At 71.5% G+C, this 22,567-nt stretch carries 22 protein-coding genes, 3 tRNA genes and 1 pseudogene; 18 read left to right on the forward strand and 8 right to left on the reverse strand.

Annotated elements, in window-relative coordinates; all coding sequences use genetic code 11:
• Positions 1 to 71: 71 nt before the first annotated feature.
• Both SAVERM_RS12020 and SAVERM_RS12025 read right to left on the reverse strand, forming a co-directional pair.
• A complete protein-coding gene (locus SAVERM_RS12020; protein WP_010983738.1) occupies positions 72 to 272 on the reverse strand; it encodes a hypothetical protein in 201 nt (66 codons plus the stop codon).
• A gap of 93 nt (positions 273 to 365) precedes the next feature.
• The gene (locus tag SAVERM_RS12025) at positions 366 to 1,361 is read right to left on the reverse strand and encodes a DUF2156 domain-containing protein (protein ID WP_010983739.1); all 996 of its coding nucleotides are present in this window, start codon (positions 1,359 to 1,361) and stop codon (positions 366 to 368) included.
• 176 nt (positions 1,362 to 1,537) lie between these two features.
• On the opposite strand from SAVERM_RS12025, the gene SAVERM_RS42280 reads away from it, so the two are divergent.
• The 9 genes and pseudogenes from SAVERM_RS42280 to SAVERM_RS12050 all read left to right on the forward strand — a co-directional run bounded on the left by SAVERM_RS42280 (position 1,538) and on the right by SAVERM_RS12050 (position 6,427).
• Positions 1,538 to 1,632: transfer RNA gene (locus SAVERM_RS42280), tRNA-OTHER, on the forward strand.
• Positions 1,633 to 1,669: 37 nt separating this feature from the next.
• A tRNA-OTHER gene (locus tag SAVERM_RS42285) sits at positions 1,670 to 1,764 on the forward strand.
• Between the two features lie 37 nt (positions 1,765 to 1,801).
• A tRNA-OTHER gene (locus tag SAVERM_RS42290) sits at positions 1,802 to 1,896 on the forward strand.
• Between the two features lie 34 nt (positions 1,897 to 1,930).
• Positions 1,931 to 2,028 (forward strand): annotated as a pseudogene (locus tag SAVERM_RS42295).
• A gap of 563 nt (positions 2,029 to 2,591) precedes the next feature.
• A complete protein-coding gene (locus tag SAVERM_RS12030) occupies positions 2,592 to 3,389 on the forward strand; it encodes an AfsR/SARP family transcriptional regulator (RefSeq protein WP_010983740.1) in 798 nt (265 codons plus the stop codon).
• Positions 3,390 to 3,656: 267 nt separating this feature from the next.
• On the forward strand, positions 3,657 to 4,088 hold the full coding sequence (locus SAVERM_RS12035) for a hypothetical protein (RefSeq protein ID WP_010983741.1): 432 nt from the start codon (positions 3,657 to 3,659) through the stop codon (positions 4,086 to 4,088).
• Between the two features lie 76 nt (positions 4,089 to 4,164).
• Entirely contained in the window at positions 4,165 to 5,709 is a 1,545-nt protein-coding gene (locus SAVERM_RS12040) for an acyl-CoA carboxylase subunit beta (protein ID WP_010983742.1), read from the forward strand.
• A 15-nt stretch (positions 5,710 to 5,724) separates the two neighbouring features.
• Positions 5,725 to 5,910, forward strand: a complete 186-nt coding sequence (locus SAVERM_RS12045; protein ID WP_010983743.1) for an acyl-CoA carboxylase subunit epsilon — start codon at positions 5,725 to 5,727, stop codon at positions 5,908 to 5,910.
• A gap of 76 nt (positions 5,911 to 5,986) precedes the next feature.
• The gene (locus tag SAVERM_RS12050; RefSeq protein ID WP_174514676.1) at positions 5,987 to 6,427 is read left to right on the forward strand and encodes a hypothetical protein; all 441 of its coding nucleotides are present in this window, start codon (positions 5,987 to 5,989) and stop codon (positions 6,425 to 6,427) included.
• Between the two features lie 44 nt (positions 6,428 to 6,471).
• Here the strand turns inward: SAVERM_RS12050 and SAVERM_RS12055 are convergent, their stop codons facing one another.
• Positions 6,472 to 6,870, reverse strand: a complete 399-nt coding sequence (locus SAVERM_RS12055; protein ID WP_010983744.1) for a RidA family protein — start codon at positions 6,868 to 6,870, stop codon at positions 6,472 to 6,474.
• On the reverse strand, positions 6,867 to 7,994 hold the full coding sequence (locus SAVERM_RS12060; protein WP_010983745.1) for an acyl-CoA dehydrogenase family protein: 1,128 nt from the start codon (positions 7,992 to 7,994) through the stop codon (positions 6,867 to 6,869). The genes SAVERM_RS12055 and SAVERM_RS12060 overlap by 4 nt, the downstream gene beginning before the upstream one ends.
• Positions 7,995 to 8,104: 110 nt before the next feature.
• On the opposite strand from SAVERM_RS12060, the gene SAVERM_RS12065 reads away from it, so the two are divergent.
• The 8 genes from SAVERM_RS12065 (at position 8,105) to SAVERM_RS12100 (ending at position 16,084) form a co-directional block, all read left to right on the forward strand.
• Positions 8,105 to 9,889, forward strand: a complete 1,785-nt coding sequence (locus SAVERM_RS12065) for an AMP-binding protein (RefSeq protein WP_010983746.1) — start codon at positions 8,105 to 8,107, stop codon at positions 9,887 to 9,889.
• Positions 9,890 to 9,904: 15 nt separating this feature from the next.
• Positions 9,905 to 10,747, forward strand: coding sequence for a PaaX family transcriptional regulator (locus tag SAVERM_RS12070; protein ID WP_010983747.1), 843 nt, complete (start codon positions 9,905 to 9,907; stop codon positions 10,745 to 10,747).
• Between the two features lie 83 nt (positions 10,748 to 10,830).
• Positions 10,831 to 11,730 carry a sulfotransferase family protein gene (locus SAVERM_RS12075; RefSeq protein ID WP_010983748.1) on the forward strand — a complete coding sequence of 300 codons (900 nt, stop codon included), beginning with the start codon at positions 10,831 to 10,833 and terminating at the stop codon, positions 11,728 to 11,730.
• Positions 11,712 to 12,137 carry a hypothetical protein gene (locus tag SAVERM_RS12080; protein ID WP_107083173.1) on the forward strand — a complete coding sequence of 142 codons (426 nt, stop codon included), beginning with the start codon at positions 11,712 to 11,714 and terminating at the stop codon, positions 12,135 to 12,137. Before SAVERM_RS12075 ends, SAVERM_RS12080 begins: the two co-directional genes overlap by 19 nt.
• Positions 12,134 to 13,381, forward strand: a complete 1,248-nt coding sequence (locus SAVERM_RS12085; protein WP_037653025.1) for a glycosyltransferase family 4 protein — start codon at positions 12,134 to 12,136, stop codon at positions 13,379 to 13,381. Before SAVERM_RS12080 ends, SAVERM_RS12085 begins: the two co-directional genes overlap by 4 nt.
• Complete coding sequence (gene cysC / locus SAVERM_RS12090; RefSeq protein ID WP_010983751.1) at positions 13,378 to 13,929, forward strand: adenylyl-sulfate kinase; 552 nt, start codon at positions 13,378 to 13,380, stop codon at positions 13,927 to 13,929. The genes SAVERM_RS12085 and cysC overlap by 4 nt, the downstream gene beginning before the upstream one ends.
• On the forward strand, positions 13,926 to 14,861 hold the full coding sequence (cysD, locus tag SAVERM_RS12095) for a sulfate adenylyltransferase subunit CysD (RefSeq protein WP_010983571.1): 936 nt from the start codon (positions 13,926 to 13,928) through the stop codon (positions 14,859 to 14,861). Before cysC ends, cysD begins: the two co-directional genes overlap by 4 nt.
• A 2-nt stretch (positions 14,862 to 14,863) precedes the next feature.
• Positions 14,864 to 16,084, forward strand: coding sequence for a sulfate adenylyltransferase subunit 1 (locus SAVERM_RS12100; protein WP_010983752.1), 1,221 nt, complete (start codon positions 14,864 to 14,866; stop codon positions 16,082 to 16,084).
• A gap of 23 nt (positions 16,085 to 16,107) precedes the next feature.
• Here the strand turns inward: SAVERM_RS12100 and SAVERM_RS12105 are convergent, their stop codons facing one another.
• Both SAVERM_RS12105 and SAVERM_RS12110 read right to left on the reverse strand, forming a co-directional pair.
• A complete protein-coding gene (locus SAVERM_RS12105; protein WP_010983753.1) occupies positions 16,108 to 18,375 on the reverse strand; it encodes a bifunctional salicylyl-CoA 5-hydroxylase/oxidoreductase in 2,268 nt (755 codons plus the stop codon).
• 2 nt (positions 18,376 to 18,377) lie between these two features.
• Positions 18,378 to 19,205 carry an enoyl-CoA hydratase family protein gene (locus SAVERM_RS12110; protein WP_010983754.1) on the reverse strand — a complete coding sequence of 276 codons (828 nt, stop codon included), beginning with the start codon at positions 19,203 to 19,205 and terminating at the stop codon, positions 18,378 to 18,380.
• 295 nt (positions 19,206 to 19,500) lie between these two features.
• Here SAVERM_RS12110 and SAVERM_RS12115 point away from each other — a divergent pair, with 295 nt between their 5' ends.
• Positions 19,501 to 19,956, forward strand: coding sequence for an ATP-binding protein (locus SAVERM_RS12115; protein WP_037652223.1), 456 nt, complete (start codon positions 19,501 to 19,503; stop codon positions 19,954 to 19,956).
• On the opposite strand, the gene SAVERM_RS12120 is transcribed toward SAVERM_RS12115, so the two are convergent.
• Positions 19,916 to 21,358, reverse strand: coding sequence for an amino acid permease (locus SAVERM_RS12120; RefSeq protein WP_010983756.1), 1,443 nt, complete (start codon positions 21,356 to 21,358; stop codon positions 19,916 to 19,918). The genes SAVERM_RS12115 and SAVERM_RS12120 overlap by 41 nt on opposite strands.
• A gap of 196 nt (positions 21,359 to 21,554) precedes the next feature.
• Positions 21,555 to 22,562 carry an ornithine carbamoyltransferase gene (gene argF, locus SAVERM_RS12125; RefSeq protein WP_010983757.1) on the reverse strand — a complete coding sequence of 336 codons (1,008 nt, stop codon included), beginning with the start codon at positions 22,560 to 22,562 and terminating at the stop codon, positions 21,555 to 21,557.
• Positions 22,563 to 22,567: the final 5 nt, after the last annotated feature.

The following is a 22,567-nucleotide window of genomic DNA, read 5'->3' on the forward strand; positions in this document are numbered from 1 at the left end:
GGCACTGATACTGGGCTGATCGGCCCTGGCCGCGGGGGGCTTGCCGCCCTGAGGGCCGGGCCTGACGCCGCTCAGGCCGCGGCGGTCTGAGCCTCGCGCAGCCGGATGTCGAGCGCCTGGACGATGTCGTCCGCGGCACGGGCCACGTCCTCGTCGTCGGGGGCTCCGATGATGGCCATGAGCTGCCCGACCAGGGCGTGCTGGAGGGATTCGGTGGTCGTGGTCCCGTCGGTCGGGGTCCCGGTGGCCGGGGTCTCTTCGCTGTCACTCACTGTTTCGACTCCTCGTCGTGATCGCTGTGGTGATCTCGGTGGTGGGATCGGTGGTGGTCGTGGTGGTGGGATCGGTGGTGATCTGCCGGCAGGTCAGAAGGCCTTGCAGGCACGGAAGACGTGCGCGAAGCCGGCGAGCGAGGCGCTCGGTCCGTCGAAGGCGACGTACTCCGGGATGAGCGCGTCCGGGGCCCACTTCTGCTTGTACGAAAGCTGGGTCTGTGCCGGGTAGAGAGCGGCGCCCTCGGCCCACAGGGCGTGCATCAGCCACTGGAACGCCGGGCTGTGACCGTCGAGTTCATGGCTCGCGTCGAGGCCGGTGAAGGGCGTGAACCCGAAGTGCAGCCACTCGACGCCCTCGGCGCGGAACACCTCGATGGCGTGCGCGTTGATCGCCTCCATCAGGCCCGGGGAGCCCTCGGGTATGCGCCGGCTCAGGTCGTGCATCCAGCCGGCCCGCTCGCCGTAGACGGGCGAGTACGAGATGTACGCGACCGGGGCGCCCTCGATGGTCCCGGCGAACAGCCGTCGCTGCGCCTGCGGTTCGCCGCCGATCTGGCCCACCAGGAACTCCAGCTGCTGTGCGCCGCCCTTGGAGCCGAGCCAGGCCTCGTCGATCGTCGCTATCGCGTCCTGCCAGTCCTCGGCGGTGACCTCCTTGATCTGCAGGCCGTTGCGGTGTGCGCGGGAGATCTTGTTGCGCAGTTGCATGAAGCGGGTGCCGCGCAGCGAGAACTCGGGCAGTTGTACGGCCCAGGAGGCACCGACCTGGTTGACGGTGAAGCCGCGCCCGGCGTAGCGCTCGGCGTCGGGGCGCTGGAGCTGGACGGCGACGAGGTGCAGCCCTTCGTCCTTCACGTACTGGCGGAAGGCGTCGAGGAGGGTGTCGTAGGCGTCGGGGGCGGCGAAGGGGCCGCCGAACTGGACCGCGTAGCGGCCGGTGCGGCGGTAGACGACGACGCCGTCCGCGCCCGGGACGGTGAACGTGCTGTTGCCGCTGTTGAGCGCCAGGAATGAGCTGGGATTCTCGCTCTGGGTGTGTGTTCGGATCGCCCCGAGAATCGGGTTGTCCGTGGTGGTTGCGGGCATGCCCGTACCCCTTTCGGAAGCTGTTTCTTTTGATGCGAGTAGAGCACCGACGCCGCACCGAGGGGAAGACCGGAAAGGAATTCAACGACCACGTCAGAGACGTGTCAGCGTTTTATCAGAACCCTCTGCCAATGTTGTTCTCGTGAACGGCACGGGAAACCGAAAGCCGGGAACAAGGAGAGGTGCCCGGAGCGGCTAAACGGGGACCGAAGGCCACGCCTCAAGGTCGGGCTTCAACCAGCCCACGCAGGTTCGAATCCTGCCCTCTCCGCGACCACGGCCAGCACCACCGGCCGCGATCACCACCAGGAGAGGTGCCCGGAGCGGCTAAACGGGGACCGAAGGCCACGCCTCAAGGTCGGGCTTCAACCAGCCCACGCAGGTTCGAATCCTGCCCTCTCCGCGACCACGGCCAGCACCACCGGCCGCGATCACCACCAGGAGAGGTGCCCGGAGCGGCTAAACGGGGACCGAAGGCCACGCCTCAAGGTCGGGCTTCAACCAGCCCACGCAGGTTCGAATCCTGCCCTCTCCGCTGAGACGGCCGTCAGTGCAAACCGTCGCCATATGGAGAGGTGCCCGGAGTGGCTGATCGGGGACCGAAGAGCACGTCTCGAGGTCGGGCTTCAACCAGCCCACGCAGGTTCGAATCCTGCCCTCTCCGCCATATTGAGTCCGGTCAACGCAGAGCACCGGAATTCGCTTTTCCTGGAATTCCGAACCGTTCGCCGCATACGGACTCGGAGCCACGGCATCCGGCCACCCCGCGCGTCCCGCCCCAAGCACCGCGCATTCCGCCGATGCCGTAGGAACCGCCGGGCACCCCCCCGTCCCGGCGGAGCAACCACCCCGGCGGGCCGCCACCGAGCGCGGCCCGCCGGGGTGTGGGCGTGTCGGCGTGCCGGCGCGCCACCCAAACGGTCATTCCCGCCATCTCGACACATCCACCCCATTCCGCTTACGCGCGCTCACAGCACAACCGCCCAGGTCAGCTCACCTCCCGCCCCACTCGCAACTGATTCAACAGAAAAATACCTTCTCAAAGGAATTATTCTGTGCGAGGATGTATGCGGGAGGAAGCTCCAGGGCGGCCCCACCACCCAGCAGCCCCGGAGATCGCCACGCGCCGGCCTCCGCGCGGTCCCAGGCCGTGGTGCCGACGACCATGACGACCACCCCCCACCTGTGTTCAGCCGTCTTTGCCGAACCGAATGCCAAGGGGGAAACGGCATGCTGAGCTTCTCGATTCTCGGCGCACTCCAGATCCGTACCGCATTAGGACCCGCGGAGATCTCCGGCGATCTCCAGCGGACCCTGATCCAGACCCTTCTCGTGAACGAGGGCCAGTCCATCTCCGGCGAGAGCCTCGTCGAGGAGATGTGGGGCGAGGCCGTGCCGGACAACCAGGCCAACGCCCTACAGGCCCACATCAGCCGCCTGCGCCGCAAACTGAGGAGCCTGGAGCCCGACCGGACGACGTCCCGGGTGACCATCCACCCCTCCGGCTACCGGCTCACGATCAACGAAAGCGAGCTGGACGCGGCCGAGTTCACCAAGACCGTACGTCTGGCGGAGGTCGCCACGGCCGACGACCCGGCGGCGACCGCCCGGCTGCTCGGCGGCGCCCTCGCCATGTGGCGCGGCCCGGTCTTCGGCGACTTCCCCGGCGGCACCCTGTGCCAACTGGCCTGCGCCCGCTACGAGGAGTACCGCATGCGGGCCATGGAGCTCCGCTTCGACGCCGAGCTGCGCCTGGGCCACCACGCGGCCATGCTCGCCGAGCTCCACGACGCCCACACCAACCACCCACTGCGGGAACGCTTCTGCGAGCAGCTGATGATCGCCCTCTACCGCTCGGGCCGCCAGGCCGACGCGCTCAACGTCTACCGCCGGATGTGGCAGCACCTCTCGGACGAACTCGGCATCGAGCCCTCGCCCGCGCTGCGCCGGGTGGAGAACGCGATCCTCTCCCACGACCCGGCCCTCGCGGGCGACACCCCGGCACCGATCATCCTCCAGCCGGCCTGAGCCCGCCGCGCCCACCGGCGCCCGCCGCACCCGCCGCCCGTGCGGCCTGACCCCGCCCAGGCCGCACGGACCGACGCCGGCCCGCCCCGGTCGCACAGGCCTACGCCAGCCCCGGCCCGGTCCGGCCCGGCCGGTATCGCGCGCCCGGGTCGGGGCGGCCCGTCCCGCCCGTGTAAGCCCGCCGTCAGCGCCCGGTCAGTCCCGCTTGCGACGATCCCCACGGAAGACGAACCGCACAGAAGCAGCCCCCTACACTCGGAGACCCCCATGACCACGAGTCAGACCTCGGCCCGGCCCGCGACGACGGCCGGACGTGCGGCGGCGGCCCGCCCCCTGCGCACGTTCCTCGCGCTCGACGCCGCCGTGACCGCGGTGAACGGCCTGATCTATCTGCTCGCCGCCGGTCCCGTCGGAGACCTGCTCGACCTCGACACCGGTCTGCTGCGCGGCATCGGCGCCTTCCTCACCGTATACGGCGTCCTCGTGGCCGTCCTGGCGTCCCGCCAGGTGCCGTCGGCGGTCGCCACCAAGGCAGTGATCGAGGCCAACCTGCTGTGGGCGGTCGCGAGCGTCGCCACCGCCGTCTTCGGCTGGTTCGACCCGAACACCGTCGGCACGGTGTGGATCCCGCTCCAGGCCGCTGTCGTCGCGGGCTTCGCCGTCCTCCAGATCAACGGCCTGCGCCGGCTCGCCGGCTGACACCCCATCACAACGGCCGGACCGCCCCGCCGTCGGGCGAGCAGGCGATCGGGGCCGCCAACCGGTAAGGGGAGACATGAGGTTCCAAGTCGCGGAGCTGGCCGAGATACGGGAGCAGGTGCACGCAGGCCCCGGCGAGAAGGCCACCGCCGCACAGCACGCCAAGGGCAAGCTCACCGCCCGCGAACGGATCGGCCTGCTCCTCGACGAGGGCTCGTTCCACGAGGTGGAACCCCTGCGCCGGCACCGGGCGACCGGCTTCGGCCTGGAGGCCAAGCGGCCGTACACCGACGGAGTCGTCACAGGGTGGGGCACCGTCCAGGGCCGTACCGTCTTCGTCTACGCGCACGACTTCCGCATCTTCGGCGGCGCTCTCGGCGAGGCCCACGCCGCCAAGATCCACAAGATCATGGACATGGCCATCTCGGCGGGCGCCCCGCTCGTGTCGCTCAACGACGGCGCGGGCGCCCGCATCCAGGAGGGTGTCAGCGCTCTCGCGGGCTATGGCGGCATCTTCCAGCGCAACACCAAGGCGTCGGGCGTCATCCCGCAGATCAGCGTGATGCTGGGCCCGTGCGCGGGCGGCGCGGCGTACTCGCCCGCCCTGACGGACTTCGTGTTCATGGTCCGCGAGACCTCGCAGATGTTCATCACCGGACCGGACGTGGTCAAGGCGGTGACGGGCGAGGAGATCACCCAGAACGGCCTCGGCGGCGCCGATGTGCACGCCGAGACGAGCGGCGTCTGCCACTTCGCCTACGACGACGAGGAGACCTGCCTCGACGAGGTGCGCTACCTGCTCTCCCTGCTGCCGGGCAACAACCGCGAGACCCCGCCGTCGGTGCCGAGCGAGGACCCGCCCGACCGCCGCTGCGAGGCGCTCGTCGACCTGGTCCCGGTGGACGGCAACCGCCCGTACGACATGCGGCAGGTGATCGAGGAGATCGTCGACGACGGCGAGTTCCTGGAGGTCCACGAACGCTGGGCCACCAACATCATCTGCGCGCTGACCCGGCTCGGCGGCCAGGTCGTCGGCATCGTCGCCAACCAGCCCCGGTCCCTCGCCGGCGTCCTGGACATCGAGGCGAGCGAAAAGGCCGCGCGCTTCGTGCAGTTGTGCGACGCGTTCAGCATCCCGCTCGTCACCCTGCTCGATGTGCCCGGCTTCCTGCCGGGCGTCGGCCAGGAGCACGGCGGCATCATCCGGCACGGCGCCAAGCTGCTGTACGCGTACTGCGACGCGACCGTGCCGCGGATCTCGCTGATCCTGCGCAAGGCGTACGGGGGCGCCTACATCGTCATGGACAGCCAGTCCATCGGCGCCGATCTCACCTACGCGTGGCCGACGAACGAGATCGCCGTGATGGGCGCGGAGGGCGCGGCCAACGTGATCTTCCGCCGCCAGATCGCCGAGGCCGACGATCCCGAGGCCAAGCGTGCCGAGCTGGTCAAGGCGTACAAGGCGGAGCTGATGCATCCGTACTACGCGGCCGAGCGCGGCCTGGTCGACGACGTCATCGACCCGGCGGAGACCCGCGAGGTGCTGATCAGCTCTCTGACGATGCTGCGCACCAAGCACGCCGACCGGCCGGCCCGCAAACACGGCAATCCCCCTCAGTGACGGAGGTCCCGCCCCATGACCACCCCCTGCATACGCATCGAGAAGGGTGCGGCGACGGACGAGGAACTCGCCGCCCTCACCGTCCTGTTCCTCACCCGGGCCCCCCGGCCCGAGCCCGACACCGCACCCCCCTCCCCCGGCTCCACCACCGCCTGGCGCCCCGATCCCTTCCACGCCCCGCACAGCTGGCAGGCACCGTGAGCGACCACGCCGACCGGTCCGGCTGCCCCCGGCTCCACGCGCCGGGGGCAGCCGGCTGACTCGGCCGACTTCCTGCGTGTCCTGTCCGTGGGACGCCGTCGGTGCGGGTGTGCGGCCGGTCCACGGATGTCCCACCGGGTTCGCCGAAGGGGACACGGGCGGTTCGTCGACGAATGGGGACGATCCGTCGGCGCACTTCCCCGTCCGGCTGAGGGCCTTGGGCCGGCCGCCGGAGACGGTGGGGCCGTTCCTCGACGCGGTGGGCGACAGCCCGGCCACGGTGCGGTGGGACTTCATGGGCTGGCCCGAGGCCCCCGAAGTGGGCTTGGGCGTCGGGGGAGCCAGAGGCGCGTTCGTGACGCTGGCCGTGCGTGCTCGCGACCTCGACCTGGCGGAACCCGCGTCCGATCACACGGTCTTCGTCCATGTCAAGCAGGTCGAAGCCGAGCGCGCACCATGGCTCGCCGCGCAGGTCGGGTTGCGGGTGATCGGCGAGCTGGTGGAGGCACCGTACTGATCGGACCGGGAACCAAGCACCCCTCCCGACCCGTCGGACACGGCCTAGGCCAGCACCGCGAAGCCGTCGAGTTCGACGAGGGCCTGTTCGTCCCAGAGGCGGGCGACTCCGATGACGGCCATCGCGGGGTAGTCGCGGCCCGCCAACTCGCGCCAGATACCGCCGAGTTCGCGGGCGTGGGCGCGGTAGTCGGCGATGTCGGTGGCGTAGACGGTGACCCGGGCGAGGTCCGCCGGAACGCCGCCCGCGGCCCGCAGAGCGGTCAGCAGGTTCGTCAGCGCCCTCCCGAACTGGTCCGGCAGCGTCTCGCCGACCACCTTTCCGTCCGTGTCGAGCGCCGTCTGGCCCGCCAGGAAGACGACGCGGGTGCCGGTGACGGCGACGGCGTGCGAGAAGCCGGTGGGCGGGGAGAGCTCGGGCGGGTTGATGCGCTCGGTCCTCACGGGGCCTCCACGGTGGCGTACAACTCCTTGGCGATGACGGCCCGTTGGACCTCGCTCGCCCCTTCGTAGATGCGGGGCGCGCGGACCTCTCGGTAGAGGTGTTCGAGCAGGTGGCCGCGGCGCAGGGCACGGGCGCCGTGCAGCTGGACGGCCGCGTCGACGACGTACTGCGCGGTCTCGGTGGCGAGCAGCTTCGCCATCGCCGCGCGCCGCGGCACGTCCGGCGCCGCCTCGTCGTACGCCGCCGCGGCCGCGTAGACCATGAGGCGGGCCGCCTCCGTGCGCAGGGCCATCTCGGCGACCTGGTGCGCCACGGTCTGGAGGTCCCGCAGCTTGCCCCCGAACGCGTCGCGCCCGGAGGTGTGCGCGAGCGTCGCGTCGAGGGCCGCCTGCGCCATCCCGACCGCGAAGGCGCCCACACTCGGCCGGAAGAGGTTGAGGGTGTGCATCGCGACCCGGAATCCGTGGTCGGGCTCCCCGAGCACGTCGTCCGCCGTCACCGGTACGGCGTCGAAGGCGAGCGCGCCGATGGGATGCGGCGAGAGCATGTCGAGCGGGGTGCCGGTGAGACCGGGCCGGTCGGCGGGGACCAGGAAGGCGGTCACGCCACGGGCGCCGGCGCCGGGGGTGGTGCGCGCGAAGACGGTGTAGAAGTCGGCCTCGGGCGCGTTGGAGATCCAGCACTTCTCACCGGTGAGGCGCCAGCCGTCCGGGCCGTCGGGCTCGGCCTTCAGCGACAGCGCCGCCGCGTCCGAGCCGGCGCCCGGCTCGCTGAGCGCGAAGGCGGCGACCGCGCTGCCGTCGCTCACCCGGGGCAGCCAGCACTCCCGCTGGGCCCGGGTGCCGTACCCGTGCACCGGATACGCGCCCAGCCCCTGTAGTGCGAGCGCCGTCTCGGCCTCGGTGCACGTGTACGCCAGGGACTCCCGCAGCAGGCAGAGGTCGAGCGCCCCGGCGGTGAACAGCCGTTCCAGCAGGCCGAGTCGGCCCAGTTCGGCGACCAGGGGGCGGTTGACGTGGCCCGGCTCGCCCTTCTCCGCGAGCGGCCGCAGACGGTCCGCCGCCAGCGTGCGCAGCTCCGCCCGCCGGGCGGTCTGTGCCGGATCGAGCGAGAATGCGGTCATTGCCGGTCCCCTCTCCAGTGACCCTCCGACGGTATCGCGGACCGTTGACTGTCGTCACCAACACGATACGCTCGATGCGCGAGCCCACCACGACAAGGGGGCGAACCGCCATGGACCCGAGGAACGGCACGGATCCCAGGAACGGCACGGATCCCAGGAACGGCACGGACTCCGGGAACGGCACGGCCCCCCGGGACGCCGTCGACGACCGGCGGCCCACGGCCTCCGCCCACGTCGACACCTTCGCCCGCGACCACCTCCCGCCCCCCGAACAGTGGCCCGAACTCCACTTCGACCTGCCGGAGCTGCGCTACCCCGAACGGCTGAACTGCGCCGCCGAACTGCTCGGCCGCACCGACGCCGGGCGCCCGGCGTTCCGTACCGCGGACGGCGACGTCTGGACGTACGGACAGCTGCGCGCCCGCGTGGACCGGATCGCCCATGTGCTCACCTCCCGGCTCGGTGTCGTCCCCGGCAATCGCGTCCTGCTGCGCGGGCCCACCACCCCCTGGCTGGCCGCCTGCTGGCTGGCCGTGCTGAAGGCGGGCGCGGTCGCCGTCACGGTGCTCGCCCAGCAGCGTCCGCACGAGCTGGCGACCATGTGCGGGATCGCGCGGGTGACCCACGCCCTGTGCGACGTACGGGCCGTCGACGACCTGGCGAAGGCGGAGGTCCCCGGGCTGCGCCTCACCACGTACGGCGGCGACGCCCCCGACGACCTGCTGCGCCTGCCCGCACCGGACGAGGCGTACCCGGCCGTGGACACCGCGGCCGACGATGTCGCGCTGATCGCGTTCACCTCCGGCACCACCGGCCGCCCCAAAGGCTGTATGCACTTCCACCGGGATGTGCTGGCGACCGCCGACACCTTCTCGAAGCATGTGCTGCGGCCACAGGAGGACGATGTCTTCGCGGGCAGTCCTCCGCTCGGCTTCACCTTCGGGCTCGGCGGCCTCGTCGTCTTCCCGCTGCGGGCCGGGGCCTCGGCCCTGCTGCTCGAACAGGCCGGTCCCCGGCAGCTGTTGCCCGCGATCGCCGAGCACCGGGTCTCCGTGCTGTTCACCGCGCCGACCGCGTACCACGCGATGCTCGACGAGCTGCCGGCCCACGACACCGGATCGCTGCGGCGCTGTGTCTCGGCCGGTGAGAATCTGCCCGCCGCCACCTGGCGGGCCTGGCACGAGCGCACCGGCCTGCGGATCATCAACGGCATCGGCGCCACCGAGCTGCTGCACATCTTCATCTCCGCGGCCGACGAGCGGATCCGGCCCGGCATGACGGGCGTTCCCGTACCGGGGTGGCACGCGCGCGTGCAGGACGAGAACGGCACGCCCGTACCCGACGGCGAGCCGGGACTGCTCGCGGTGCGCGGTCCCGTGGGCTGCCGCTATCTCGCCGACCCGCGGCAGCGGGAGTATGTGCGGGGCGGCTGGAACGTCACCGGTGACACCTATGTCCGCGACCCCGACGGCTACTTCCGCTATGTCACCCGCGCCGACGACATGATCATCTCGGCCGGCTACAACATCGCCGGGCCGGAGGTCGAGGACGCCCTGCTGCGGCACCCGGACGTGACCGAGACGGCGGTCGTGGGACGGCCGGACGAGGCGCGCGGGCAGGTCGTGGTGGCGTACGCGGTGCTGCGGGCGGGCGCGCGCCGGGACGCGGAGGCGCTCGGCGCGTTCCTCAGATCCGAACTGGCGCCGTACAAGTGTCCGCGCGAGTTCGTCTTCCTGGACGCGCTGCCGCGCACGGCGACGGGCAAGCTCCAGCGGTTCCGCCTGCGCGACAACCGCCGTACGGACGTCGACTCCGTACCCCCGGAAGCCTCCGTCCCCGCGGAAACCTCCGTACCCGCGGAAGCCCCCGTGCCCGCGGAAGGTGATCATGAGTGACGTGGACGATCTAGAGTGATCAACGTGTCCGATCAGCACGCTCCCCGGTCCCTCATCGTCACGTTCTACGGCGCGTACGGCCGCTTCTTCCCCGGCCCGGTGCCGGTGGCGGAGCTGATCCGGCTGCTCGCCGCCGTCGGCGTCGACGCGCCCTCCGTCAGATCGTCGGTGTCCCGGCTGAAGCGGCGCGGCCTGCTGGTGCCGGCCCGCACGGCGGCCGGCGCGGCCGGGTACGCGCTGTCGCCGGACGCCCGCCAACTGCTCGACGACGGCGACCTGCGCGTGTACGCGACCACTCCCCCACGGGACGAGGGCTGGGTGCTCGCGGTGTTCTCCGTGCCGGAGTCGGAACGGCAGAAGCGGCATGTACTGCGCTCGCGCCTGGCCGGGCTCGGCTTCGGGACGGCGGCCCCCGGGGTGTGGATCGCCCCGGCGCGGCTGTACGAGGAGACCCGGCACACCCTGGGGCGGCTGCGCCTCGACCCGTACGTCGACTTCTTCCGCGGCGAGCACCTGGGCTTCGCCGCGACCTTCGAGGCCGTCGCGCGCTGGTGGGACCTGGCCGCGATCGCCAAGCAGCACGAGGAGTTCCTCGACCGCCACGCGCGCGTGCTGCACGACTGGGAGGCACGCGAGGACACCGAGCCCGAGGAGGCGTACCGCGACTATCTGCTCGCCCTGGACTCCTGGCGCCACCTCCCGTACGCCGATCCCGGCCTGCCCGCCGCACTGCTTCCCGAGGACTGGCCGGGCGCCCGCTCGGCCGCCGTCTTCCGGGCACTGCACGAGCGGCTGCGCGATGCGGGAGCGGCCTTCGCGGCTGGGACGGAGACACTCGACCCCGCCGGTGAAACGTGATGTGCACCACATAGGGCGGCGCTAAGGGAACCCTCAGGTTCCTCCGCCCCTCTTCTCAGATTCCCTACCTACGGTCGGGACGCATGAGTCTGATGCGCAATCTGAACCGGGCGCTCACCGCCACTACCGGCCTCCAGGTGCGTAGGGCCGCCGCCGACGCCCCGCCGCAGCCGAAGAAGACGGCCACGGCGGCGAAACCGGCCGGGCGGCCCACGCCGGTGTACCGATGTCCCGCCGACAAGGACCTCTCGACGGACCGACTGCTGCGGCGGCCGGTCTTCATCATGTCGCCCGTGCGCTCCGGCTCGACATTGCTGCGGATGCTCCTGAACGCCCACTCCCGGCTGCACTCCCCGCACGAGCTGCACATCCGCCGCCTGGAGGTCGACTACGGCAGCAAGCTGTCGCAGCGCGCCATGAGCGCCCTGGACCTGGAGCGCGGCGACCTGGAGCATCTGCTGTGGGACCGGGTCCTGCACCGGGAACTGGTCAGGTCCGGCAAGGACTTCATCGTCGAGAAGACGCCCAGCAACGCGTTCGTGTACCGGCGCATCAGGGACTGCTGGCCCGACGCGCGCTTCGTGTTCCTGCTGCGCCACCCCGTCTCCATCGCCCAGTCCTGGCACGAGGGCGACCCCGACAAGCGCACCTACGACGAGGCCGCGGCCGACGCGCTGCGCTACATGAAGGCCGTGGACAACGCGCGCAAGGGCATCACCGGCGGTCACACGGTGCGCTACGAGGACATCACCGCCGGCCCCGAGCGGGAGCTGCGCCGGCTGTGCGTCTTCCTCGGCATCGACTTCGAGCCCACCATGCTGGAGTACGGCCGGAAGGACGACTCGCAGGTCGTCAAGGGACTCGGCGACTGGCGCGACAAGATCCGCAGCGGCAGCGTACAGGCCGGGCGCTCGCTGCCCGCCGAGGACGAGATACCCGAGCTCCTGCGGCCCATGTGCAAGGCGTGGGGCTACAGCTCGTGAAGCCGCACGCCGAAATAGCGGAGGTCTGGCCGCGCGACGGATACATCCGGCTGGTCGGCCGCATCCACGGCCGCCCGGCCGACGGCTCCTGGCGGCTTCTGGTCACCCGCCGGGCCCGCGCCGAACAGCGGCTGGACTACCGGGCCCGCGTCGAGGGCGACCGGTTCGAGAGCGAGCTGCCCATCGCCGACCTCGCCGTCCCCGACGGTGCCGGAGTCGAGGAGTGGGACATCCATCTCACCGACGGCGCGGCCGAGTTGCGGGCCGGCCGGCGGCTGGACGACATCTGCGGCAAGAAGAAGATCATGGTGTTCCCCCGGCAGCTCACCCAGGACCTGAGCGTGCGGCCGTACTACACGGTCAAGGACAACCTGTCACTGGAGTGCCGTACGGGAGCCGCCTCGTGACGGACCGTCCGCCGCTCCCTCGGGTCCGCTATCTGCTGCTGCACGCCTATGGCCGCGGCGGCACCATCCGCACGGTGATGAACCAGGCCAACTCCCTGGTCGCCGCGGGCTGGGACGTCGAGCTGGTGAGCGCGGTGCGCCGCCGGGACGACATCCAGTTCCCGCTCGACGCGCGCGTGAAGGTCTCCACCGTCGTCGACCTGCGCGAGGACGCCCACGTCCCGCCGGCCGGTCCGGTGGCCCGCTGGCGCGACCGGCGCCGCGGCCGGCTGCTGGACCGGCCCGCACGGCACATCCCCGCGGGCGAGTTCGGCTACCGCTACTTCAACCGGTACGTCGAGGAACGCCTCATCGCCTACCTGCGGACGCTGACCGACGGCGTCCTCGTCACCACCCGGCCCGCGCTCAACTTCCTGGCCGCCGAGCACGCCAGCCGCGGCGTGATCCGCGTCGCGCAGGAGCACATGAACCACGGCACCCACAAGCGGGACGTGCAGCAGCGCATCCGGGAGACCTACCCGCGCTTCGACACGGTCGCCGTGCTGACCGAACGCGACCGCGAGGAGTACGAGGCACTGCTGCCCGGCACCCGCGTCGTCCGCATCCCCAACGCCGTGCACTCGCTCGACCAGGTGCCCGCCCGCCCCCGGTCGAAGATCGCGGTGGCGGCCGGGCGGCTCTTCCCGCAGAAGGGCTTCGACCTGCTGATCCCCGCGTGGGCGAAGCTCGTCGAGGCGTACCCCGACTGGCAGCTGAGGATCTACGGCAGCGGCGAGAAGAAGGCCGAGCTGCGTGCCCTCATCGAGGAGCACCACCTCTACAACCACGTGTTCCTGATGGGCCACACCGACCGGCTGGACGACGAACTCGCCAAGGCCTCCTTCTACGTGCTCAGTTCACGCTTCGAGGGCCTGCCGATGGTGATGATCGAGGCGATGAGCCACTCCCTGCCGGTGGTCGGCTTCGACTGCCCGACCGGCCCGTCGGACGTGCTCACCCACGGAGTCGACGGTCTGCTCGTGCCGCCGGAGGACCCCGACGCGCTCGCCGACGCCATGGCGAAGCTGATGAAGGACGAGGGGCTGCGCGCCGAGATGGGCGTGGCGGCGGTCCTGACGGCCGCCTCCTACGGCCCGGACGCCGTCCACCCGCGCTGGGAAGCGCTCTTCACCGAACTCGCCACACGCCCCGGCCGCCACGGACAACGGCGCCCGGGCGGCGCCGCGAAAGGACCGCACGCATGACCACCACGTCCAGGGCGCAGGGAGCCACGGTCTGGCTCGCCGGGCTGCCGAGCGCGGGCAAGACCACCATCGGCCGCATACTCGCCGGGCGGCTGAGGTCGCAGGGGCACCGCGTGGAGGTGCTCGACGGCGACGAGATCCGCCGTTTCCTCTCCGCGGGGCTCGGCTTCTCGCGCGCGGACCGCCACACCAATGCGCAGCGCATCGGCCTGGTCGCCGAGGTGCTGGCGCGCAACGGCGTCCTCGCCGTCGTCCCGGTCATCGCGCCGTACGCCGACAGCCGCGAGGCGGTCCGCAAACGGCACGAGGCGAGTGGGACGCCGTACCTCGAGGTGCATGTCGCCACCCCGGTCGAGGTGTGCAGCGAACGGGACGTGAAAGGGCTGTACGCCAGGCAGGCCGCGGGCCGGCTGAAGGGTCTGACCGGTGTCGACGACCCGTACGAGCCGCCCGTGGACCCGGCGCTCACCCTGGAGACGCAGGGGCAGACGCCCGAGGAGTCGGCGGGGGCCGTGTACGCGGTCCTGGCGGCGAGGGGTCTCGTATGACGACCGCGGCCACCGCTTCCCAGGAGACCGACAGCCCGTACGCGCTCTCGCATCTGGACGCGCTGGAGTCGGAGGCCGTCCACATCTTCCGCGAGGTGGCGGGCGAGTTCGAACGGCCGGTGATCCTGTTCTCCGGCGGCAAGGACTCCATCGTCATGCTGCACCTGGCACTGAAGGCCTTCGCACCCGCGGCGATCCCCTTCACCCTGCTGCACGTGGACACCGGACACAACTTCCCCGAGGTCCTCGCATACCGCGACCGTGTGGTCGCCGCACACGGACTGCGCCTGCATGTGGCCTCCGTACAGGACTACATCGACCGCGGTGTACTGCGCGAACGCCCCGACGGCACCCGCAACCCCCTGCAGACCGTGCCCCTGACCGAAGCCATCCAGCAGCACCGCTTCGACGCCGTCTTCGGCGGCGGCCGACGCGACGAGGAAAAGGCCCGCGCCAAAGAACGCGTCTTCTCCCTGCGCGACGAGTTCTCCCAGTGGGACCCCCGCCGCCAGCGCCCCGAACTGTGGAACCTCTACAACGGCCGCCACGCCCCCGGCGAACACGTCCGCGTCTTCCCGCTCTCCAACTGGACCGAGCTGGACGTATGGCAGTACATCGCCCGCGAACACATCGAACTCCCCGAGATCTACTTCGCCCACGAACGCGAGGTCTTCCAGCGGTCCCACATGTGGCTGACCGCCGGTGACTGGGGCGGCCCCAAGGACGGCGAGACTGTCGAGAAGCGCCGGGTCCGCTACCGCACCGTCGGCGACATGTCCTGCACCGGCGCCGTCGACTCCGACGCCACCACGCTGGACGCCGTGATCACCGAGATCGCCGCCTCCCGGCTCACCGAACGCGGCGCCACCCGCGCCGACGACAAGATGTCCGAGGCCGCGATGGAAGACCGCAAGCGCGAGGGGTACTTCTAGCCATGACCAGCACCACCACCGCCACCACCGACACCCTGCGCTTCGCGACCGCCGGTTCCGTCGACGACGGCAAGTCCACGCTGGTCGGGCGTCTGCTGCACGACTCCAAGTCGGTCCTCGCGGACCAGCTGGAGGCCGTGGAGCAGGTGTCGCGCAGCCGCGGCCAGGACGCTCCCGACCTGGCCCTCCTCACCGACGGCCTGCGCGCCGAACGCGAGCAGGGCATCACCATCGACGTGGCGTACCGCTACTTCGCGACCGCGCGCCGCCGGTTCATCCTCGCCGACACCCCCGGCCATGTTCAGTACACCCGCAACATGGTCACCGGCGCCTCCACCGCCGACCTGGCCGTCATCCTGGTGGACGCCCGCAACGGCGTCATCGAGCAGACCCGCCGGCACGCCGCCGTCGCCGCGCTGCTGCGCGTCCCGCACATCGTGCTCGCGGTGAACAAGATGGATCTCGTCGGGTACGAGGAGAAGGAGTTCGACCGGATCGTCGAGGACTTCGCGGGCCACGCGGCGGAGCTGGACCTGCCCGGCTTCACTCCCGTCCCGGTGTCCGCGCTGTGCGGCGACAACGTGGTCGAGCGCTCGGCGCACATGGACTGGTACGCGGGCCCGGCGCTCCTCGACCTCCTGGAGACGGTCCCGGTCGGCGCCGAGTCGGCCGGCGCCCCGGCCCGCTTCCCGGTGCAGTACGTGATCCGGCACGACGGGGTCCGCCACTACGCGGGCCAGTTGGTGTCGGGCTCACTGCGGGTCGGCGACCGGGTGACCGTCCACCCGTCCGGCGAGACCTCCGAGATCACCGGCATCGACGTGCTCGGCACAACGGCGCGGGCGGCGTACGCGCCGCAGTCGCTGACCCTGCGCCTGGCCGGACAGCGGGACATAGCGCGGGGCGACATGATCACCGCCGGCCCCGACGCTCCCGAGCTCACGCGGGACGTCCGGGCGGCCGTCTGCCATCTGGCCGACCGCCCGCTGCGCATCGGCGACCGGGTGCTGGTCAAGCACACGACGCGGACGGTGAAGGCACTGGTCAAGGACCTGGCCGGCGCGACCGAGCTGACCGCGAACGACCTCGGCAGGATCGCCCTCCGCACGGCCGAGCCCCTGGCCCTGGACGACTACGCCCGGGTGCGCCGCACGGGCGCCTTCCTGCTGGTCGACCCGGCGGACGGCGCGACCCTGACCGCCGGGATGGCAGACCTGTCGTAGGAGCCCGAGCCCGTTCGACGCCCTCAGGTCCCCAGTGTCAGCCGGGGCTTGGGGGCGTCCGTGCGGCCGGACTGCGGGCGCCGGCTGCCTGCCCGGTAGGGCGCGGGCCAGACGACACCCGGCCCCGTGTAGCCCTGCTCGGCCGCCGCGTGCAGGGTCCAGTGCGGGTCGTAGAGGTGCGGCCGGGCGAGCGCGCACAGATCCGTACGCCCGGCGAGGATCAGCGAGTTGACGTCGTCCCAGGAGGAGATCGCGCCGACGGCGATGACCGGGACGCCGGCCTCGCCGCGGATCCGGTCCGCGTACGGCGTCTGGTACGAGCGCCCGTACGCGGGCTGTTCGTCGGCGACCACCTGCCCGGTCGACACGTCGATCGCGTCGGCGCCGTGCGCGGCGAAGGCGCGGGCGATCTCGACGGCGTCCTCGGCCGTGGTGCCGCCCTCGGCCCAGTCGGTCGCCGATATGCGGACCGTCATGGGCCGCTCCTCCGGCCAGACGGAGCGTACGGCGTCGAAGACCTCGAGCGGGAAGCGGAGTCTGCGCGCGAGGCTTCCGCCGTACGCGTCGGTGCGGTGGTTGGTCAGCGGGGAGAGGAAGCCGGAGAGCAGGTAACCGTGGGCGCAATGGAGTTCGAGGAGGTCGAAGCCGCTGCGGGCGGCCCGCCAGGCGGCGTCCGTGAACTGCTCCCGGATGTCGGTGAGCTGAGCACGGGACAACGCGCGGGGCGTCTGGCTCCCCGGCTTGTACGGCAGCGGAGAGGCGGCCACCAGCGGCCAGTTGCCCTCCTCCAGCGGCTCGTCGATGCCCTCCCACATCAGCTTGGTGCTTCCCTTGCGTCCGGAGTGGCCGAGCTGCACGCCGATCCCGACGCCCGGCGCCCGGGTGTGCACGAAGTCGGTGATCCGCCGCCATGCCTCGGCCTGCCGTCCGGTGTAGATCCCGGCGCAGCCCGGTGTGATCCGGCCCTCGCGGCTGACACACACCATCTCGGTCATCACCAGGCCGGCCCCGCCGAGGGCCCGCGCGCCCAGGTGGACCAGGTGGAAGTCGCCGGGGACACCGTCCACCGCCGCGTACATGTCCATCGGTGACACCACGACCCGGTTGCGCAGGGTCAGTCCGCGCAGCCGGAACGGGGTGAACATCGGCGGGGTGCCGGACGGGCAGCCGAACTCGCGCTCCACGGCCTCGGTGAAGTGGGCGTCGCGCAGCCGCAGGTTGTCGTGGGTGACACGGCGGCTGCGGGTGAGCAGGTTGAAGGCGAACTGCCGGGAGGGCCGGCCGAGGTACAGCCCGATGTTCTCGAACCACTCCAGGCTGGCCCGGGCCGCGCGCTGGGTGGAGGCGACGACGGGCCGCCGCTCCTGCTCGTACGCGGCCAGGGCCTCGGGCAGCCCCGGCTGTTCCTCCAGGCAGGCCGCCAGCGCCAGCGCGTCCTCGACGGCGAGCTTCGTGCCGGAGCCGATGGAGAAGTGGGCGGTGTGCGCGGCATCGCCGAGGAGGACCAGATTGCCGTGCGACCAGCGTTCGTTGACGACCGTGCGGAAGTGGGTCCAGGCCGACTTGTTGGACCGGAGGGATCGTCCGCCCAGCGCGTCCGCGAAGATCTTGGCGCACCGCTCGACGGACTCCCGCTCGTCCAGCTCGGCGAACCCGGCCGCCTGCCACACCTCTTCGCGCATCTCGACGATGACGGTGGAGGCGTCGGCCGCATAGGGATAGCCGTGCAGCTGGAGCACGCCGTGCTCGGTCTCGGCGATCTCGAAGCGGAACGCGTCGAAGGCGAAGTCGGCGGCGAGCCAGATGTAGCGGCAGCGGTGCGTCTCGACGGAGGGCCGGAAGGCCTCCGCATACGCCTCGCGGGTGCTGCTGTGCACCCCGTCCGCGGCGATGACGAGGTCGTACGTCTCCGTGAGCCACGCGGGGTACGGCGCCTCGGTACCGAAGCGCAGCTCCACACCGAGCGAGCGGCACCGCTCGTGCAGGATCCCGAGGAGCCGCTGCCTGCCGAGCGCGGCGAAGCCGTGGCCGCCGGAGGTGTGGCGTACGCCGCGGTGCACGATGTCGATGTCGTCCCAGCGCACGAACTCGTCCCTGAGGGCCGCGTACACCACCGGGTCCGCGTGTTCGATGCCGCCGAGGGTCTCGTCGGAGAGGACGACACCGAAGCCGAAGGTGTCGTCGGGCGCGTTGCGCTCCCAGACGGTGACCTCGCGGGACGGGTCGAGACGCTTCAGCAGCGCTGCCGCGTACAGGCCCCCGGGGCCGCCTCCGACGACCGCGACCCGCATGGCTATCGCCCCTGCCACTTCGGCGGCCGCTTCTCGGTGAAGGCCGCGTGGAACTCGGCGTAGTCCGCGCCGTTCATCAGCAGCGCCTGGGTCGCGGCGTCGAGTTCGACGGAGGCGGCGAGCGGCATGTCCAGCTCGGCGGTGAGCAGGGCCTTCGTCTGGGCGTACGCGAGCGCGGGGCCCTCGGCGAGCCGGCGGGCCAGGGTCCGGGCGGCGTCGTCGGCGTGGCCCTCGTCGGTCAGCTCGCTGATCAGCCCGATGCGTTCGGCCTCGGGCGCGCGGACCGGTTCGCCGAGCATGAGGAGCCGGGTGGCGTGGCCGAGTCCGACGACCCGGGGCAGCAGATAGGCGGCGCCCATGTCGCCGCCGGACAGTCCGACGCGGGTGAAGAGGAAGGCGAAGCGCGCGGAGGGGTCGGCCACCCGGAAGTCGGCGGCCAGGGCGAGCACGGCCCCGGCTCCCGCGGCCACCCCGTGCACGGCCGCGATCACCGGGAACGGGCACTCGCGCACCGCCCGCACCACCTGGCCGGTCATCCGGTTGAAGTCGAGGAGCTGGGCGGTATCCATGGCCAGGGTCGCGCCGATGATCTCGTCGACGTCGCCGCCGGAGCAGAAGCCGCGCCCCTCACCGGCCAGCACCAGGGCACGTACGGACTTCTCGCGGGACAGCTCGGCGAGCAGGTCGCGCAGATCGGCGTAGGCGCCGAAGGTGAGCGCGTTGAGCTTCTCGGGGCGGGCCAGGGTGACGGTGGCGACCCCGTCCGCGATCTCGACCCCGAGGTGTTTCCAGTCGGGGGTGCGGGCGGCGGAACCGGTGAAGGGACTCATGACGTGCGGCCTCCTCGGGCGGGGGCGGCTGTCGGTGCCGGACTCTCCTCGAAGTTATCACTGATTTGTGACTGTCGTCACGACCGCGCGATAGCTGTGTCCCGGCGTGCCGGACGCCGTCACCGAGTCACGGCTTCTCGATAGCCCGGTAACGGCGGGCACAGCCGGGCGCGGCGGGTCGTTCGCGTGGGTACGCCGTCGGTGGCGGGGCGAAGGTTCCGCTGCGGGCCCGGCGAGCACCTCTGTCCGGGTGCGCCGTACCATTCCTGATGTTGAAAGCAGGACAGCCTGCTCCATGAACGGACCGACCTTGCACGAGCCCCCCACCCCGCCGGCCTCCTGGCGCGTCGCGCTGCCGCACACCGCCGCGGCCGTGCCCGTCGCCCGCGCCCTGGTCCGCTCGGCGCTGGCCGAGCTGAAGCACTCGGCCGACAGCGACACCGCGGAGCTGCTCACCGCCGAGCTGGTGGCCAATGCCGTGGAACACACCGCGGGCGAGGGCCCGATCGAGCTGGTGGTCGAGCTGCTGCCGACCGGCTGCCAGGTCGAGGTGCACGACCCCGACCCGGCCCCGCCGGGCAACCTCACGGTCCCCGGCCCCCGCGAGGAGCCCGACCCCTGGCAGGAACACGGGCGCGGCCTCCTGCTGATCCGCGCCCTCAGCTCCGCCTGCGGCCATCGCCCCACGGGCTCGGGCAAGGCGGTGTGGTTCAGACTGCCTGTGATACCGCCTCAGCGTCGGTTCGCGTAGCGGCCGCCGACTTCGCCAGCCGGGAGTTGCGACGCCCGTAGAGCGCGTACACCAGGCAGCCCGCCGCCAGGAAGGCGGCGAACTGGATCCAGGTCGTCCAGCCCGTCTCGTACATCAGATAGAGGCAGAAGCCGACGCCGAGCACCGGTATCACGGGGTAGAGCGGCACCCGGAAGCTGCGGGTGAGGCCCGGCTCGCGGCGCCTGAGCGCGATCACCGTGACATTGACCACGGCCATGATCGCGAGCGTGCCGATGGTGCACAGGTTGACCACCGCGTCGAGCGACGCGAAGGCCGCCGGGACCGCGAAGACGAGCGCGACGAGCAGCGTGCCGGTGACCGGCGTCGAGGTCTTCGGCGAGACCCGCTCGAAGACGCGGGGCACGAGTCCGTCGCGGGCCATGGACATCAGGATGCGGGTCTGGCCGTACATCACCGCGAGCACCACCGAGGCGATGGCGACGACCGCGCCGAAGGCGATGACCGCGCCGCCGGCCGTGGAGCCGGTGACCTCGTTGACGACGTACGACAGCGCGGCGGGCCGACCGCCGACCTGGTCGCCGCCGATGGCACCGATCGCGGCGAGTGCCACCGCGCAGTACAGGAGGGTGGCCAGGCCGAGGCAGACGAGGATCGCGATCGGGATGTCGCGGCGCGGGTTCCTGGCCTCCTCGCCGGCCGTGGTGATCGCGTCGAAGCCGATGTACGAGAAGAACGCGGCGGTGGTGCCCGCGCCGATGCCGCCGAGACCGGCGGGCGAGAACGGGGTGAGGTTGCCGTCCTTGAAGGCGCTGAACCCGATGGCGCAGAAGACGACCAGGATGGCGAGCTTCAGCACGGCCATGGCGGCGGTGGCCCGGGCGCTCTCGCGCACACCACGCACCAGGAGGACCGAGGCGAGGGCGATCACGACGACGGCGGGGAGATTGATCACTCCGCCGTCGCCGGGGCCCGCGGACAGCGCGGCGGGCAGCTCCAGGCCGGTGAGACTGTCCAGGAGTTCGTTGACGTACTGACTCCAGCCGACCGCCACGGCCGAGACGGACACGCCGTACTCGAGCAGCAGACACCAGCCGACGAGAAAGGCCGTGCGCTCGCCGAGGCCCGCGTAGGCGAAGGAGTACGAGGACCCGGAGACCGGGATCGCGCCGCCCAGCTCCGCGAAGGCGAAGGCGGTGAAGACGCAGGTGATCGCGGCGAGAACGAAGGAGACCACGACGGCGGGGCCGGCCTGGGCGACCGAGTCGGACAGGCCGACGAAGATGCCGGTGCCGACGATGGCGCCGACGCCGAAGCAGATGAGCTGGAAGAGGCCCATGGTGCGCTTGAGGCCATGGCCTTCGAGGTCGGCGCCGGATTCGGCGACGAGCAGCTCGGGGGACTTGATGCGAAGTGCGGGCATGGCGCGGTGGTGCTCTTTCCGGTGGTGCGGGTGCGACCAGAGGGGTGCCCCCGCCCGGGCGGAGCCGGGAGCTTGGGGGAAAGTCGCGCGACGGGCCGCGGAAGGGATGGCTCCGGGCCCGCCGAGGATCGTACGGGAATCAGGTCCCGCGAGGTGCCCGAGGTGACAGGCGTCGCACGACAGGTGCGGCCGTGGCTCAGGCGAGGGTGGCGACCAGGACCGCCTTGATGGTGTGCATCCGGTTCTCCGCCTCGTCGAAGACGACCGAGTGCGCGGACTCGAAGACCTCGTCGGTGACTTCGAGGGAGGTCAGCCCGTGCCGCGCGTGGATCTCACGGCCGATGTCGGTGCCGAGGTCGTGGAAGGCCGGCAGGCAGTGCAGGAACTTCACGTCGTCGTTGCCGGTGGCGCGCAGCACGTCCATCGTCACGGCGTAGGGGCCGAGCAGCCCTATGCGCTCGTCCCAGACCTCCTTGGGCTCCCCCATCGACACCCAGACGTCGGTGGCGACGAAGTCCGCGCCGCGCACGCCCTCCTTCACGTCCTCGGTGAGCGTGATGCGGGCGCCGGACGCGACGGCGAGCTGCTGAGCCACCTCGACGATCGTCTCGTCGGGCCACAGCAGCCGGGGCGCGACGATCCGGACGTCCATGCCGAGCAGGGCGCCCGTGACGAGGTAGGAGTTGCCCATGTTGTAGCGGGCGTCGCCGAGGTAGGCGTAGGCGATCTCGGTCAGCGGCTTGTCGCTGTGCTCGGTCATGGTGAGCGCGTCGGCGAGCATCTGGGTGGGGTGCCACTCGTCGGTGAGGCCGTTGTAGACAGGGACTCCGGCGTGCGCGGCGAGCTCCTCGACGACGCCCTGGCCGTGGCCGCGATACTCGATGCCGTCGAACATGCGACCGAGTACGCGTGCCGTGTCCTTGACCGACTCCTTGTGCCCGATCTGCGAGCCCGCCGGGTCGAGGTACGTCGTGGAGGCACCCTGGTCGGCCGCGGCCACCTCGAACGCGCAGCGCGTACGCGTCGACGTCTTCTCGAACACGAGCGCGATGTTGCGGCCCCGCAGATACAGCGTCTCCGTCCGGGCCTTCTTGGCGGCCTTCAGCTCGGCGGCCAGCTCGAGCAGCCCGCGGAACTCCTCCGCGGTGAAATCCAGCTCCTTGAGGAAATGGCGGCCGGCGAGGGCGGTCGGGACTGTCGCCATGGGGG

Origin of the sequence: Streptomyces avermitilis MA-4680 = NBRC 14893 (assembly GCF_000009765.2) — a bacterium.
In the GTDB taxonomy this organism is placed as follows: Bacteria; Actinomycetota; Actinomycetes; order Streptomycetales; family Streptomycetaceae; genus Streptomyces; species Streptomyces avermitilis.

Bases quoted from the DNA above. Each gene is read 5' to 3' on its own strand.
- SAVERM_RS12025 (WP_010983739.1), bottom strand. From the start codon at position 1,361: ATGCCCGCAACCACCACGGACAACCCGATTCTCGGGGCGATCCGAACA.
- SAVERM_RS12030 (WP_010983740.1), top strand. From the start codon at position 2,592: ATGCTGAGCTTCTCGATTCTCGGCGCACTCCAGATCCGTACCGCATTA.
- SAVERM_RS12035 (WP_010983741.1), top strand. From the start codon at position 3,657: ATGACCACGAGTCAGACCTCGGCCCGGCCCGCGACGACGGCCGGACGT.
- SAVERM_RS12040 (WP_010983742.1), top strand. From the start codon at position 4,165: ATGAGGTTCCAAGTCGCGGAGCTGGCCGAGATACGGGAGCAGGTGCAC.
- SAVERM_RS12045 (WP_010983743.1), top strand. From the start codon at position 5,725: ATGACCACCCCCTGCATACGCATCGAGAAGGGTGCGGCGACGGACGAG.
- SAVERM_RS12060 (WP_010983745.1), bottom strand. From the start codon at position 7,994: ATGACCGCATTCTCGCTCGATCCGGCACAGACCGCCCGGCGGGCGGAG.
- SAVERM_RS12065 (WP_010983746.1), top strand. From the start codon at position 8,105: ATGGACCCGAGGAACGGCACGGATCCCAGGAACGGCACGGATCCCAGG.
- SAVERM_RS12075 (WP_010983748.1), top strand. From the start codon at position 10,831: ATGAGTCTGATGCGCAATCTGAACCGGGCGCTCACCGCCACTACCGGC.
- cysC (WP_010983751.1), top strand. From the start codon at position 13,378: ATGACCACCACGTCCAGGGCGCAGGGAGCCACGGTCTGGCTCGCCGGG.
- cysD (WP_010983571.1), top strand. From the start codon at position 13,926: ATGACGACCGCGGCCACCGCTTCCCAGGAGACCGACAGCCCGTACGCG.
- SAVERM_RS12100 (WP_010983752.1), top strand. From the start codon at position 14,864: ATGACCAGCACCACCACCGCCACCACCGACACCCTGCGCTTCGCGACC.
- SAVERM_RS12105 (WP_010983753.1), bottom strand. From the start codon at position 18,375: ATGCGGGTCGCGGTCGTCGGAGGCGGCCCCGGGGGCCTGTACGCGGCA.
- SAVERM_RS12110 (WP_010983754.1), bottom strand. From the start codon at position 19,205: ATGAGTCCCTTCACCGGTTCCGCCGCCCGCACCCCCGACTGGAAACAC.
- SAVERM_RS12115 (WP_037652223.1), top strand. From the start codon at position 19,501: ATGAACGGACCGACCTTGCACGAGCCCCCCACCCCGCCGGCCTCCTGG.
- SAVERM_RS12120 (WP_010983756.1), bottom strand. From the start codon at position 21,358: ATGCCCGCACTTCGCATCAAGTCCCCCGAGCTGCTCGTCGCCGAATCC.
- argF (WP_010983757.1), bottom strand. From the start codon at position 22,562: ATGGCGACAGTCCCGACCGCCCTCGCCGGCCGCCATTTCCTCAAGGAG.